This is a genomic window from Pseudomonas sp. Tul2A7, from assembly GCF_054790505.1.
On sequence record NZ_CP186499.1, the window covers coordinates 2,074,597 to 2,088,865 of the forward strand.

Genomic DNA, 14,269 nt, shown 5'->3' on the forward strand with positions numbered 1-14,269 from the left:
ACTGAAAATTTTAACTTATAGATTTATCTGACACACGAAGAACCCATATAAACAACAGACTGTTTAAGTTCCGCAGCAAGTTAAAGGATAAATCTCACGCAGGCGAAAAACTCCTCGCCAATACAGTCGAGGAGTTCGCAAGCAATCAGGAAGATATCGGGTCAGTCGGGACGGATGATCCTACCGGAGGCAAGATCGCGGATGACACTGGGGTTTTTCCGTCCGCCAAGGCTGCCACCCAGCACAAGATCCACCTGCCCACGGAAATATTGCTCAACCCGCAAACGCGTGCGAGCCGCCGGGCGCCCTTGCGGATTGGCCGACGTTGAAATCAGCGGTCCGACCATCGAGCACAGATCGCGCACCTGCGGATGATCGCTGACCCGCAACGCCACGGTGTCGTGCACCCCGGTAACCCATTCCGGCAACAGATTCTGATGCGGCACCAGCCAGGTGTTCGGTCCCGGCCAGGTGCTGGCCATGCGGTCGATCCACTCTTGCGGGAAGTCTTCGAACAGGAAGTCAAACTGGCGAATGTTGTCGGCGACCAGAATCAGGCCCTTGTCCACCGAACGATTCTTGATCGCCAACAGACGATCCACTGCTTCTTCGTTCCACGGGTCGCAACCCAGCCCCCAGACGGCTTCGGTTGGATAGGCAATCACCGCCCCGGCGCGAATCTCTCGTGCGGCTTGTTGCACACGCCAACTGTTGACCATGAAAAAACTCTCCGCAATCAGGTTTCGCGCAGTTTACCGATCTTCTTTGTAAAACCTAGCGTGTCCTGGCCAACCAGCGGCCGTTTTCGCAGACCGCACGGCCGTCCATTTCCAGTTCGGTGAGCGCCGCCAACACTTTGGGCAATGTCCAGCCGCTGCTGTCGGCCAAGCCTTCGCTGGTGTGCGGGGCGGCGTGGAGCAGGCTGAGTAACGGGTGATCGACGTTCGCCGTGTCATTGGACAGCGGCAGATGCTGCCAACCGCGCAGGGCTTCGAGGATATGTTCAATGGTTTCCACCAGTACCGCGCCATCCCGGATCAACTGATGGCAACCGCGCGCACCGGGGTGATGGATCGAACCAGGGATCGCGTAAACCTCGCGTCCCTGTTCCGCCGCCAGCCGCGCGGTGATCAGCGAACCACTGGCCACGCTGGCCTCGACCACCAACACACCTAGGGACAAACCGCTGATGATGCGGTTGCGGCGCGGGAAGTTGCTCGCCGTTGGCCCGGCGTCCAGTGGAAACTCGGAAAGCACCGCACTGCCGGATGCAATCATCGCGTCAGCCAGGCGGCGGTTGCGCTGTGGATAAAAATTTTCCAGTCCCGTGCCAAGCACACCGACAGTCAGCCCGCCGACATCCAGCGCCGCTTGATGCGCAGCGGCATCGATGCCCAATGCCAGACCGCTGACGATGACAAAACCGGCCCCGGCGAGGCTGCGGGAAAACGCCGCCGCCGTGTCCATCCCCGGACGCGAGGCACGGCGACTGCCGACCATCGCCAGTTGCGGTTTTTCCAGAATCAACGGATCACCGGCAACAAACAATAGTGGTGGCGGATCGGGAATCTGCGCCAGCAACGCCGGGTAATTCGCTTGGTCCCACATCAGCAAATGATGCTCCGGGCGCTCTAGCCAGCGCATTGCATGGCTGGCGCCGTCGCGAACCTCGGGACAGCGCCGCGCTTCGGCGCACGTCGCCGGCAAACCCAGGGAACGCCAGGCGCTGGCCGGCGCGCTGATGGCTTTGGACGCCGAGCCAAAGGCTTCGAGCAATTTGGCAAAGCGTTTCGGGCCGACATCCCGCAAGCGGTGCAGGCGCAGACGCGCTTCCAGTTCCGCCGGGGAAACTGGCGTACAGACAGGCAACATGATGGATCATCCTTGATCGTTATAAGCCCCGAACCATTCGGAACAAGCTGTGGATAACTCTGTTGGTAACTTGTGAAGCAAGCTTACGGATTTCGCACCTTGTCGAGCACCGCCAGCGAGCGTGAAGCGTTAAGGACGAGGCCGTAACTGAGTTTGTCGTAAGCGCGGAACACCATCAGCAACCCGGCGCGTTCATCGGGAATCTTCAGTGGCTGACCCGTGATGCGGTCACGCACGGTTTCGCCGGTTTTCATCACCACCAGCACGTTGCCTTCGGCCAGACCGTCGCGCTTGCCTTTGTTCAACGTGACCACGTCCATCACACCTATCTGGGTGACGCCGCGCGGCACATCGATGATCACGCCGTTGATGCTGGTCGTTGGCGCACTGGGCATGAAGGTCGAATTGATCGAACGCTCTTCGCCACTGAACAGACGGTCGCCGAGGCGCACTTCCTGGGTGGTGCGTTGCAGGGCGAGGGTGGCGACGTCGCCTTCGGTGGCGACGATTTCACCGCCGCCAATGTCATCGGCGTTGATCCCGAGAAACTCCTTGGTCTGCGGATCGGTGTAGACCTTGCCCTGACGGAAGATCCCATAGACCGGCTGATCCGGATCGAAATGGCCGCGTGCGAAGATGCGGTCACCAGTGCCGCTGAGCACGCGTTCGGCATCACCGGCGACGATGTACGGCGCCTTATCGAAGTCCTCGACCTTGTCGACGATGCGGTTGCTCAGCAAAAAGCTGTTGATGGACTTCAGCGGAATGCTCGGAATCGCCTCGGCTACCGGACTGGTGCGGATTCGTGGCGAGAGCTTGATGGTGCCGCGCGACTCGCCACGATTGAGGGTCAGACGCGGTTGGCCGTCGACATAGCTGAGCGTCAGCGTGTCGCCGGGATAGATCAGGTTGGGGTTTTCGATTTGCGGATTGGCCCGCCACAGTTGTGGCCACTGCCAGGGCTCGCGCAGGTATTTGCCGGAAATGTCCCAGAGCGTATCCCCCGAAACCACCGTGTATTGCTGTGGAAAACCATCCCTGAGTTGCACTTGCCCTTGTGCCACGCCGGCCGAAGCCAACAGCAGCAGGGCGAGTAGTGTTTTCCTCATGCAGTGAATCCCTTTATCATGTGCATTCGCGTGAACCGTCAGAGCCCCCGTGGCTCGCTTGTGCAAAATGCACAAGCTACGCTTCACAACGGTAGCCTGCATCTTCGGACCTGCCAGGCCATCGCCCGACTTTACTCAACGTGTGCAGCAATCAAAGCCTATGGCCATTTTAAACATCCTCGAATTCCCGGACCCGCGTCTGCGCACTATCGCCAAGCCTGTGGCTGTAGTGGACGACGAAGTGCGTCAGTTGGTCGATGACATGTTTGAAACAATGTATGAAGCGCCGGGCATCGGCCTTGCCGCGACCCAGGTCAACGTGCACAAACGTATCGTCGTGATGGACCTTTCCGAAGACCGCACCGAACCGCGGGTGTTCATCAACCCCGAGTTCGAATCGCTGACCGAAGAAATGGACCAATACCAGGAAGGCTGCCTGTCGGTACCGGGTTTCTACGAAAACGTCGATCGCCCGCAAAAGGTCAGGATCAAGGCGCTGGACCGCGACGGCAAGCCCTATGAACTGATCGCCGAAGGCCTGCTCGCGGTGTGCATCCAGCACGAATGCGACCACCTCAACGGCAAATTGTTCGTCGATTACCTGTCCACGCTCAAACGCGACCGGATCAAGAAGAAACTGGAAAAGCAGCACCGCCAGAACGCTTGATGCCCCCCCTTCAAAGGCTTGCTGCGGCAAGCCTTTTTCTTTTTATGAGACGCCCTTCATGACTGAGCCACTGCGCATCGTTTTTGCCGGCACCCCGGAATTCGCCGCCGAACACCTCAAGGCCCTGCTGAACAGCCCTTACGAGATCGTTGCGGTCTACACCCAACCGGATCGTCCGGCCGGTCGCGGGCAAAAACTGATGCCGAGCCCGGTCAAACAGCTCGCCCTGGAAAATAATATCCAGGTGTTGCAGCCACCGACTTTGCGTAACGCCGACGCCCAGGCTGAACTGGCCGCGCTGAAACCGGACTTGCTGGTGGTGGTCGCCTACGGCCTGATCCTGCCGCAAGTGGTGCTGGATATTCCGCGTCTGGGCTGCATCAACAGTCACGCGTCCTTGCTGCCACGCTGGCGCGGTGCGGCGCCGATTCAACGCGCCGTGGAACACGGTGACACGGAAAGCGGCGTCACCGTGATGCGTATGGAAGCCGGCCTCGACACCGGACCGATGCTGCTCAAGGTCGTCACGCCGATCACCGGCGAAGACACGGGCGGCAGCCTGCATGACCGCCTCGCCGAAATGGGCCCGCCAGCCGTGGTGCAGGCGATTGCCGGTCTGGCCGCTGGCACGCTGGAAGGCGAAGTGCAGAACGACGAGCTCGCCACTTACGCGCACAAATTGAACAAAGACGAAGCACGCATCGACTGGAGCCGCCCGGCGGTTGAGCTGGAACGCCTTGTGCGCGCCTTCAATCCATGGCCGATCACCCACAGCACCCTTAACGGTGAAGCGCTGAAAGTCCTGGCGGCAACACTCACCGACGGCAAAGGCGCACCCGGTGAAATCCTCAGCGCCAGCAAGGACGGCCTGATCGTCGCCTGCGGCGAACAAGCGCTGTGCCTTACCCGCCTGCAATTACCCGGCGGCAAGGCGTTGAACTTCAGCGACCTGTTCAACAGCCGTCGTGAGAAATTTGCCGTCGGTACCGTGCTTGGCGCAGCGGTGGACGCGCAATGAACCCACGTCTGGCCGCCGCCAAGGCACTCGCCGCCGTGCTCAGCGGTAAAGCCTCGCTGAACAGCTCCCTGCCGACGCAACTGGACAAGGTCGAGGATCGCGATCGCGGTTTCACTCAGGATCTGGCCTTCGGCACCGCGCGCTGGCAGCCACGTCTTTCGGCATTGGCCGAGAAACTGCTGCAGAAACCGTTCAAAGCTGCCGACGCCGATGTCGAAGCGTTGCTGCTGGTCGGTCTCTACCAATTGCTCTACACCCGCGTGCCGGCCCACGCCGCCATCGGCGAAACCGTGGGTTGCGCCGACAAGCTGAAGAAGCCGTGGGCCAAAGGCCTGCTCAACGCCGTGCTGCGTAACGCCCAGCGCGAAAGCGAGACAATTTTCGCTGAGCTGGAACGTGATCCGGTGGTGCGCACTGCTCACCCGCGCTGGCTGCAAAAATCCCTGAAAGCCTTCTGGCCGGAACAGTGGGAAGCGATTTGCGAGGCGAACAATGCGCATCCGCCGATGATCCTGCGGGTCAATCGCCGTCATCACAGCCGCGACGCGTACCTTGGTTTGCTCACTGAGGCCGGGATTGCCGCAACACCGTGCGTCTACAGCCGCGACGGCATCATCCTCGAAGCCGCTGCCGACGTACGCAGCCTGCCAGGTTTCGCCGAAGGCTGGATCAGTGTGCAAGACGAAGCGGCGCAACTGGCCGCCGATTTGCTCGATCTGGCCCCGGGCCAACGCGTGCTCGACGCCTGCTGCGCCCCCGGTGGCAAGACCTGCCACATCCTCGAAGCCGAACCGGCACTGGCCGGCGTAGTCGCGGTGGATCTGGAAGCCAAGCGTCTGGTGCGCGTTAAGGAAAACCTTGAGCGCCTCGGCCTGAACGCCGAACTGATCGCCGCCGACGGTCGCGACACCGAGAAATGGTGGGACGGCAAACCGTTCCAGCGCATTCTGCTCGACGCACCATGCTCGGCCACTGGCGTGATTCGCCGCCATCCAGACATCAAGCTGACGCGTCAACCGGACGACATCGTTGCCCTCGCGCAATTGCAAGGCGAGCTGCTCGACGCCATGTGGAAAACCCTCGAAGTCGGCGGCATCCTGCTCTACGCCACCTGCTCGACGCTGCCGACCGAAAACACCGAGGTCATCGCCGCGTTTCTTGAGCGTACGCCGGGCGCCCGTGAACTGGATCTGGCCACCACGGCCGGAATCAAACAGCCCCATGGTCGCCAATTGCTGGCCCAGCAGGGCGGGCATGACGGGTTCTACTACGCCAAGCTGATCAAGATCGCTGCCGCGCGCGGCTAAACGGATTCAACGGAGTGACTGGATGAAAATCATCATCCTCGGTGCGGGACAGGTCGGCGGTTCGCTGGCCGAGCATTTGGCCAGCGAGGCCAACGACATTACGGTGGTCGACACCGACGGCGAGCGCCTGCGCGACCTCGGCGATCGCCTCGATATTCGCACCGTGCAGGGCCGTGGCTCGCTGCCGTCGGTGCTGCGTCAGGCCGGCGCCGACGACGCCGATATGCTGGTGGCGGTGACCAACAGCGACGAGACCAACATGGTCGCCTGCCAGGTCGCCCACACCCTGTTCCATACCCCGACCAAAATTGCCCGGGTGCGCGAAGCGTCTTACCTCAATCGCGAGGAGCAACTGTTCCAGAACGAAGCGATTCCAGTCGACGTGTTGATCAGCCCCGAGCAAGTGGTGACCAACTACATCAAGCGTCTGATCCAGCATCCCGGCGCCTTGCAGGTGATCGACTTCGCCGAAGGCGCGGCGCAACTGGTGGCGGTGCGCGCTTATTACGGCGGGCCGCTGGTCGGTCAGCAATTGCGTCAATTGCGTGAGCACATGCCGAATGTCGAAACCCGCGTCGCCGCGATTTTCCGCCGCGACCGGCCGATCCTGCCGCAAGGCGATACGGTGATCGAGGCCGATGACGAAGTCTTCTTCATCGCTGCCCGTGAGAATATTCGCGCAGTGATGAGCGAAATGCGCCGTCTCGACGAAACCTACAAACGCATCGTCATCGCTGGCGGCGGGCAGATTGGCGAGCGTTTGGCCGAGGCCATCGAAAGCCGTTATCAGGTGAAGATTATCGAGATGAGCCCGGCGCGTTGCCGCTATCTCTCCGACACCCTCGACAGCACCGTGGTCTTGCAGGGCAGCGCGTCGGACCGTGATTTGCTGCTGGAAGAGAACATCGCCGACGCCGATATTTTCCTCGCGCTGACCAACGATGACGAAGCCAACATCATGTCGTCGCTGCTGGCCAAACGGTTGGGGGCGAAGAAGGTCATGACGATCATCAACAATCCGGCATATGTCGACCTGATCCAGGGCGGCGATATCGACATCGCAATCAGCCCGCAACTGGCGACCATCGGCACCCTGCTGGCCCATGTGCGCCGTGGCGATATCGTCAGCGTGCATTCATTGCGTCGCGGTGCCGCAGAAGCCATCGAGGCGATTGCCCACGGTGATGCGAAGTCGAGCAAGGTCATCGGCAAACCGATCGAGAAGATCGGCCTGCCGCCGGGCACCACGATTGGTGCGGTGATCCGCAATGAACAAGTGATCATCGCCCACGATGACACGGTGATCGAAGCGGGCGACCACGTGATTCTGTTCCTTGTGGATAAAAAGCATATTCGCGATGTGGAGAAGCTGTTTCATGTGGGGTTGAGCTTCTTCTGAGGTTTGCGCTGACGGCACCGGCGCCTTCGCGAGCAGGCTCGCTCCCACATTTGGAATGCGTTTCCCCTGTGGGAGCGAGCCTGCTCGCGAAGGCGGTCTCAATAAACCCCATCAACACCTGACACCCAAGAAAGGACTCCACCGATGCTCGAATCCCTGGAAAAAATGCTCGCCAAGGGTGTGGATAACTCCCTGCTGCGCTTCGGCCTGGGCAAGGGTTATCTGGATCTGGGCGAAAACGCCAAGGCTGCCGAGCATTTCCAGCGCTGTGTCGGTTTTGATCCGAAGTATTCGGCGGCATGGAAACTATTGGGCAAGGCGCATCTGGCGCTGGGCGATCACGCCGCCGCGCGGCAAGCGTGGGAACAAGGTCTGGAAGCGGCCCGCGCCCATGGCGACAAGCAGGCCGAAAAGGAAATGACGGTGTTTCTGAAGAAGCTCGATCGTCAGCCGCAATAAGTCAAAGGTAGCGAAGACCGATACCGTCGGCATCTACCGTCACCACTTCCATGCGCACCCGTGGCGCGCCTGTGGGTAACCCCTGCACCTGGCCGTAAACCACTGCGCCTTTGGGCAAAGAAGCCAAAACCGGATGCTGCACAAACACCCCGGTGGGCGACAGATTGCGCGTCTGCCCCAGGCATTCGCCAAAGCTGTCGTGGGTGATCTTGATGCGGAAGGATTTACGTTGTTCGGACATCTTCTTGCGCCCTTTGATGAACGGTTGTGGATAACCTCGCCCGTGAGGTTATCCACAGATCATGCCAATCAGCTCAATACCAGCGCTCTTCGCCCGGCGGACGCTTTTTGAAGCGCTTCATGCTCCACATGTACTGGCTCGGATACGCCGCGACATAACGCTCGACCACTTTGCTCATCGCTGCGCAGGACTCGGCAGTATCGGTGCTGTACATGGCTTCCGGCGCGGCTTCGAGGATCACTTTGTAGCCAGAACCGTCGGGCAGGCGCAGCGCATGCAGGAACACGCCGACGGCTTTGCCGCCAGCCAACATGTTCGGCACGAATTTGCTGGTCAGCGCCTGCGTGGCGAAGAACGGCACGAAGATCCCGGCGGATTCGGCCGGTTCCGGGTCAGCGGGAATGCCCACTGCACCACCCTTGCGCACTTCCTTGATGACACTGAGGATGCCTTCCTTGGTCGACGCGGCGACTTTGTTGCCCAGTTGCACGCGCTGTTTGCGCAGCAATTCGTCCACAGCCTTGAGCTTCGGCGGACGGTAGAAAATGATCGGTTTGCACTGGCTGCAATAGAAGTGGTTGAGCACTTCCCAATTGCCCAAGTGGCTGGTGATGCCGACCACGCCTTTGCCCGAGGCCAAGGCATCTTTCAGCACATCGAGACCTTCGACTTCGCGCACCAGATCGATCGAACGCTGCGCGGGCCAGATCCACGCGCAGGCGCTTTCGGTCAGCGACTTGCCGATGTCTTTCAGGCTCTGCCCGACCAGACGTTCACGTTCGGCCGGATCCATCTGGGGAAAACATTTGGCGAGGTTGATCCGCACCACGTCGCGGGAGCGGTTGGGGGTTTTCCACATGATCCAGCCGATCGCCGAACCCACGGCCTGCACGGCCCGCCATGGCAGCAGGGCAAACAGCCGCAGAGCGCCTACCAGCAAGGCGCCTTTAAACTTTTCCACAGGTCACTCCTGATCTTGTGCGGTGCGCGAGGCGGCCATTCTAACCGCCGTTGGCGAGCTGCGCGTAGCGGTCGCAATCCTGAGTGTGATCCATGACCATGCCCGAGGCCTGCATCAGCGCGTAGCAAATGGTCGGGCCGACGAACGTGAACCCGGCCTTTTTCAGGCCTTTGCTCATCGCCAGCGCTTCGGGGGTGATCGCCGGGACTTCGCTGCGATCCTTGAAATGATTGATGATCGGTTGGTCGCCGACGAACGACCAGAGGAACGCCACCGGGTCCTCCAGCGCCAGCCAGGCCTGGGCATTACGACGGGCGGCGTTGAGTTTGAGGCGATTGCGGATGATCCCCGGATCGAGCATCAATTCGTCGATTTCTGCGTCGCTCATCTGCGCCACCCGCTGCACGTCGAAGCCGAACAACACCTCGCGATAACGCTCGCGTTTGCGCAGCACGGTGATCCACGACAGCCCGGCCTGGAACCCTTCGAGCAAAAGCAACTCGAACAAACCCTGCGCATCGCGTAGCGGCGTGCCCCACTCCTGGTCGTGATAAGCCATGTACAGCGGATCTTCGGTACACCAAAAGCAGCGTGGCATAAGGCTCCAGGGGGCGTGCGCAGCAATGAATCGGGTATACTCCCGCTCTTTAAATCGCAGCCCAAGAAACAGGTGAATTTCGTGAGCCAGCCTACGCCAGCCGTGCGTACCTTCCAAGACTTGATCCTCGCGCTCCAGCAATACTGGGCCGAGCAAGGTTGTGTGGTACTTCAGCCCTACGATATGGAAGTAGGCGCCGGCACTTTCCACACCGCGACCTTCCTGCGCGCCATCGGCCCGGAAACCTGGAACGCCGCCTACGTGCAGCCAAGCCGCCGTCCGACTGACGGCCGTTACGGTGAAAACCCTAACCGTCTGCAGCACTACTATCAGTTCCAGGTCGTCCTGAAGCCGAACCCGGACAACTTCCAGGAACTGTACCTGGGCTCGCTCAAGCATGTCGGTCTGGACCCGCTGGTCCACGACATTCGCTTCGTCGAAGACAACTGGGAATCGCCGACCCTCGGCGCCTGGGGTCTGGGCTGGGAAGTCTGGCTGAACGGTATGGAAGTGACCCAGTTCACTTACTTCCAGCAGGCTGGCGGCATCGAGTGCTACCCGGTGACCGGCGAGATCACTTACGGTCTCGAGCGTCTGGCCATGTACCTGCAAGGCGTGGATTCGGTCTACGACCTGGTCTGGGCTGACGGCCCGATGGGCAAAGTCACCTACGGCGACGTGTTCCACCAGAACGAAGTGGAGCAGTCGACTTACAACTTCGAACACGCCAACGTCGACAAACTGTTCGAGCTGTTCGACTTCTATGAAAGCGAAGCCAAGCGCCTGATCGAACTTGACCAGCCGCTGCCGTTGCCGAGCTACGAAATGGTGTTGAAGGCGTCGCACACCTTCAACCTGCTGGATGCGCGCCGGGCGATCTCGGTGACCGCGCGTCAGCAATACATTCTGCGCGTACGCACCCTGGCGCGTTCCGTTGCGCAAGCCTACCTGCTGGCTCGCGCCAAGCTGGGCTTCCCGATGGCGACCCCGGACCTGCGTGACGAAGTACTGGCCAAGCTGGAGGCAGCACAATGAGTGCGCAAGATTTTCTGGTTGAACTGGGCACCGAAGAACTGCCACCGAAAGCCCTGAACACCTTGGCTGAAGCGTTCCTCGCCGGTATCGACAAGGGCCTGCAAGCCGCTGGCCTGAGCTACGAAAGCAAAACCGTCTACGCCGCACCGCGTCGTCTGGCTGTGCTGATCACCGCGCTGGCTACCCAGCAACCGGATCGCAGCATCAACCTCGACGGCCCGCCACGTCAGGCGGCGTTCGACGCTGACGGCAACCCGACTCAGGCAGCTCTGGGTTTCGCCAAGAAGTGCGGCGTCGATCTGAGCGAAATCGATCAGAGCGGCCCGAAACTGCGCTACAGCCAGAGCATCGCCGGCAAGCCGACCGCAAGCCTGCTGCCGACCATCGTCGAAGATTCGCTGAACGACCTGCCAATCCCGAAACGCATGCGTTGGGGTGCGCGCAAGGAAGAGTTCGTGCGTCCGACCCAATGGCTGGTGATGCTGCTCGGTGACCAGGTCATCGATTGCACCATCCTCGCGCAGAAGGCAGGCCGTGATTCCCGTGGTCACCGCTTCCATCACCCGGAAAGCGTGCGCATCGGTTCGCCGTCGAGCTACCTCGCCGACCTGCGTGCCGCTTATGTATTGGCCGACGCCAACGAGCGTCGCGAGATCATCAGCAAGCGCACCGAAGAGCTGGCCACCCGTCAGGAAGGCACGGCAATCGTTCCGCCGGCACTGCTCGACGAAGTCACCGCGCTGGTTGAATGGCCGGTGCCGCTGGTGTGCTCGTTCGAGGAACGCTTCCTCGACGTACCGCAAGAAGCGCTGATCACCACCATGCAGGACAACCAGAAGTACTTCTGCCTGCTGGATGCCGACGGCAAGTTGCTGCCACGTTTCATCACTGTGGCCAACATTGAAAGCAAGGACCCGCAGCAGATCATCGCCGGTAACGAGAAAGTGGTTCGCCCACGCCTGACCGACGCCGAGTTCTTCTTCAAGCAAGACAAGAAGCAGAAGCTCGAAGCCTTTAACGATCGCCTGAAGAACGTGGTGTTCCAGGAAAAACTCGGCAGCGTCTACGACAAGGCCGAACGCGTTTCCAAACTGGCCGCGTACATCGCCGCCCGCATCGGTGGCAACGCTTCTTGGGCTGCTCGCGCAGGCCTGCTGTCGAAGTGCGACCTGGCCACTGAAATGGTCGGCGAGTTCCCGGAGATGCAAGGCGTCGCCGGTTACTACTACGCCCTCAATGACGGCGAGCCAGAAGACGTCGCGCTGGCGCTCAACGAGCAGTACATGCCACGCGGTGCCGGTGCAGAACTGCCGGCGACCCTGACCGGTGCAGCCGTTGCGATCGCTGACAAGCTCGACACCCTGGTCGGTATCTTCGGTATCGGCATGCTTCCAACCGGCAGCAAAGATCCGTATGCCCTGCGCCGTGCGGCGCTGGGTGTGCTGCGTATCCTGATCGAGAAAAAACTCGATCTGGACCTGAACGACGCCGTCGCATTCGCGGTGAATGCGTTCGGTGCCAAGGTCAAGGCTGCCGGCCTCAACGAAGCCGTGCTGGAATTCATCTTCGACCGTCTGCGTGCGCGTTACGAAGACGAAGGCGTCGAAGTGGCCACTTACCTGTCGGTACGTGCCCTGAAGCCGGGTTCGGCGCTGGACTTCGATCAGCGTGTGCAAGCGGTGCAGGCCTTCCGCAAACTGCCGGAAGCGGCTGCGCTGGCGGCGGTGAACAAGCGTGTATCGAACCTGTTGAGCAAACTCGAAGGCGCGGTGCCGACCGAGGTGCAAGCCAAGTACTTCGACAACGCCAACGAGTTCTCGCTGTACTCGGCGATCCAGCAAGCGGATCAAGCGGTGCAGCCAATGGCCGCCGCGCGTCAGTACAACGAATCGCTGGCACGCCTGGCGGCATTGCGTGAGCCGGTCGATGCGTTCTTCGACGCAGTGATGGTCAATGCCGACGACGCCAATGTGCGGGCCAACCGTTACGCGCTGCTGGCGCGTCTGCGTGGTCTGTTCCTCGGTGTTGCCGACATTTCGCTGCTGGGTTGAGGGATTGCTGTTGAAACTGCTGATTCTCGATCGGGACGGAGTGATCAATTACGACTCCGACGCTTACATCAAGTCAGTGGCGGAGTGGATTCCGTTGCCCGGCTCGATCGAAGCGATTGCGCAGTTGAGCAAGGCCGGCTGGACGGTGGCGGTGGCCACCAACCAGTCGGGCATTGCTCGCGGCTATTACGACCTCGCCACCCTCGATGCCATGCACGCGCGGTTGCGCGAGCTGGTCGCGGAGCAGGGCGGTGAAGTCGGGCTGATCGTGTATTGCCCGCATGGGCCGGACGAAGGCTGCGATTGCCGCAAGCCGAAACCGGGAATGTTGAAAACCATCGCGGCGCATTACGACGTAGCGTTGACGAATGTCTGGTTCGTCGGCGACAGCCTTGGTGACCTGGAGGCCGCCAAAGCCGTCGATTCACAGCCAGTTTTGGTAAAGACCGGAAAAGGCGCAAAGACTCAGGGCAAAACCCTGCCGGTTGGCACTCTGATTTTTGACGATCTGGCGGCGATTGCCGCAGAACTTATCCACAACTAGAGTACTTCTGAAGTTCCTGACCAGGGATTGATCGGGAGTGCGCTTGAACACTCGGGCATTGCCCCGTAACGGTAAACGTCACTATGTCGATACTGCGGGCCATCAGGATTTTTCTCTTTTACCTGCTGCTGGGCACCACTTCCCTGCTGTGGTGCAGCTTGAGTTTTTTTATCGCGCCGTTTTTGCCATTCAAGGCGCGTTATCGTTTTATCAACGTGTACTGGTGCCGTTGCGCTTTATGGTTGACCAAGGTGTTTCTCGGTATCCGTTACGAAATCAAAGGCGCGGAAAACGTGCCTGACCGGCCCTGCGTGATTCAGTCGAACCACCAGAGCACTTGGGAGACGTTTTTTCTCTCCGCTTATTTCTCGCCGCTGAGCCAAGTGCTCAAGCGCGAATTGCTTTACGTGCCGTTCTTCGGCTGGGCCATGGCCATGTTGCGGCCGATCGCGATTGACCGGGACAACCCGAAAGCTGCTTTGAAACAAGTCGCGGCGAAGGGTGATGAGCTGCTGAAGGACAACGTTTGGGTGCTGATCTTCCCCGAAGGTACACGCGTTCCTTACGGCACTGTCGGCAAGTTCTCTCGCAGTGGTAGCGCGTTGGCGGTGAATGCGGCGCTTCCGGTGCTGCCGATTGCACACAATGCCGGCAAGTTCTGGCCGAAAATCGGCTGGGGCAAAAAGTCCGGAGTGATCACCGTGGTCATCGGTGAGCCGATGTATGCCGAAGGCACTGGCCCTCGCGCCATCGCCGAGCTGAACGACCGGGTACAAGCCTGGAACGAGAAGACCCAGCGCGAAATGGGCTCACTGCCACCGGCCCCGCAGGCACCGGCCGCAAGTGATCAGATCGCTGTCTGAGATTTTGTGGATAACCTGTGTACGGTTTTGTTGAAAACGCTTGAATATTGAAATTAAGTGATTGATTTACTTATATATTTCTCAAGCTCATAAAACAGCGTAAAAGGTGCATAAGTTTTTTTCGGATGTAAAAAAACCGGCTGTT

Annotated in this window: 15 protein-coding genes; 9 read left to right on the forward strand and 6 right to left on the reverse strand. The window is 60.2% G+C overall.

The window, feature by feature from the left end; genetic code table 11:
• Positions 1-161: 161 nt before the first annotated feature.
• The 3 genes from ACOYXJ_RS09270 to ACOYXJ_RS09280 form a co-directional block, all read right to left on the reverse strand.
• Positions 162-719, reverse strand: a complete 558-nt coding sequence (locus ACOYXJ_RS09270) for an L-threonylcarbamoyladenylate synthase type 1 TsaC (protein WP_095119679.1) — start codon at positions 717-719, stop codon at positions 162-164.
• Between the two features lie 55 nt (positions 720-774).
• A complete protein-coding gene (dprA, locus tag ACOYXJ_RS09275) occupies positions 775-1,875 on the reverse strand; it encodes a DNA-processing protein DprA (protein WP_460373112.1) in 1,101 nt (366 codons plus the stop codon).
• Positions 1,876-1,955: 80 nt separating this feature from the next.
• On the reverse strand, positions 1,956-2,981 hold the full coding sequence (locus ACOYXJ_RS09280; protein WP_460369097.1) for a LysM peptidoglycan-binding domain-containing protein: 1,026 nt from the start codon (positions 2,979-2,981) through the stop codon (positions 1,956-1,958).
• 160 nt (positions 2,982-3,141) lie between these two features.
• Here ACOYXJ_RS09280 and def point away from each other — a divergent pair, with 160 nt between their 5' ends.
• The 5 genes from def (at position 3,142) to ACOYXJ_RS09305 (ending at position 7,831) form a co-directional block, all read left to right on the forward strand.
• Positions 3,142-3,648 (forward strand): peptide deformylase, encoded by a 507-nt coding sequence (def, locus tag ACOYXJ_RS09285; RefSeq protein ID WP_007911858.1) that lies wholly within the window; start codon positions 3,142-3,144, stop codon positions 3,646-3,648.
• A 58-nt stretch (positions 3,649-3,706) separates the two neighbouring features.
• Positions 3,707-4,666, forward strand: a complete 960-nt coding sequence (gene fmt / locus ACOYXJ_RS09290; RefSeq protein WP_460369099.1) for a methionyl-tRNA formyltransferase — start codon at positions 3,707-3,709, stop codon at positions 4,664-4,666.
• The gene (gene rsmB / locus ACOYXJ_RS09295) at positions 4,663-5,973 is read left to right on the forward strand and encodes a 16S rRNA (cytosine(967)-C(5))-methyltransferase RsmB (RefSeq protein WP_007911860.1); all 1,311 of its coding nucleotides are present in this window, start codon (positions 4,663-4,665) and stop codon (positions 5,971-5,973) included. Before fmt ends, rsmB begins: the two co-directional genes overlap by 4 nt.
• Before the next feature lie 22 nt (positions 5,974-5,995).
• Complete coding sequence (gene trkA / locus ACOYXJ_RS09300; protein WP_007911861.1) at positions 5,996-7,372, forward strand: Trk system potassium transporter TrkA; 1,377 nt, start codon at positions 5,996-5,998, stop codon at positions 7,370-7,372.
• Between the two features lie 144 nt (positions 7,373-7,516).
• Positions 7,517-7,831, forward strand: a complete 315-nt coding sequence (locus ACOYXJ_RS09305; RefSeq protein ID WP_212620703.1) for a tetratricopeptide repeat protein — start codon at positions 7,517-7,519, stop codon at positions 7,829-7,831.
• A gap of 1 nt (position 7,832) precedes the next feature.
• On the opposite strand, the gene ACOYXJ_RS09310 is transcribed toward ACOYXJ_RS09305, so the two are convergent.
• The 3 genes from ACOYXJ_RS09310 to ACOYXJ_RS09320 form a co-directional block, all read right to left on the reverse strand.
• Entirely contained in the window at positions 7,833-8,072 is a 240-nt protein-coding gene (locus ACOYXJ_RS09310) for a PilZ domain-containing protein (RefSeq protein ID WP_105704752.1), read from the reverse strand.
• A gap of 73 nt (positions 8,073-8,145) precedes the next feature.
• On the reverse strand, positions 8,146-9,033 hold the full coding sequence (locus tag ACOYXJ_RS09315; RefSeq protein WP_008084359.1) for a lysophospholipid acyltransferase: 888 nt from the start codon (positions 9,031-9,033) through the stop codon (positions 8,146-8,148).
• A 40-nt stretch (positions 9,034-9,073) separates the two neighbouring features.
• Positions 9,074-9,631 (reverse strand): DNA-3-methyladenine glycosylase I, encoded by a 558-nt coding sequence (locus ACOYXJ_RS09320; protein ID WP_034152197.1) that lies wholly within the window; start codon positions 9,629-9,631, stop codon positions 9,074-9,076.
• 81 nt (positions 9,632-9,712) lie between these two features.
• Between ACOYXJ_RS09320 and glyQ the strand changes: the two genes are divergently transcribed.
• The 4 genes from glyQ (at position 9,713) to ACOYXJ_RS09340 (ending at position 14,124) form a co-directional block, all read left to right on the forward strand.
• On the forward strand, positions 9,713-10,666 hold the full coding sequence (glyQ, locus tag ACOYXJ_RS09325; RefSeq protein WP_025112261.1) for a glycine--tRNA ligase subunit alpha: 954 nt from the start codon (positions 9,713-9,715) through the stop codon (positions 10,664-10,666).
• The gene (glyS, locus tag ACOYXJ_RS09330; RefSeq protein WP_460369103.1) at positions 10,663-12,717 is read left to right on the forward strand and encodes a glycine--tRNA ligase subunit beta; all 2,055 of its coding nucleotides are present in this window, start codon (positions 10,663-10,665) and stop codon (positions 12,715-12,717) included. The genes glyQ and glyS overlap by 4 nt, the downstream gene beginning before the upstream one ends.
• A 4-nt stretch (positions 12,718-12,721) precedes the next feature.
• Positions 12,722-13,261, forward strand: coding sequence for a D-glycero-beta-D-manno-heptose 1,7-bisphosphate 7-phosphatase (gene gmhB / locus ACOYXJ_RS09335; RefSeq protein ID WP_460369105.1), 540 nt, complete (start codon positions 12,722-12,724; stop codon positions 13,259-13,261).
• Positions 13,262-13,344: 83 nt separating this feature from the next.
• The gene (locus tag ACOYXJ_RS09340) at positions 13,345-14,124 is read left to right on the forward strand and encodes a lysophospholipid acyltransferase family protein (protein WP_116028616.1); all 780 of its coding nucleotides are present in this window, start codon (positions 13,345-13,347) and stop codon (positions 14,122-14,124) included.
• Positions 14,125-14,269: the final 145 nt, after the last annotated feature.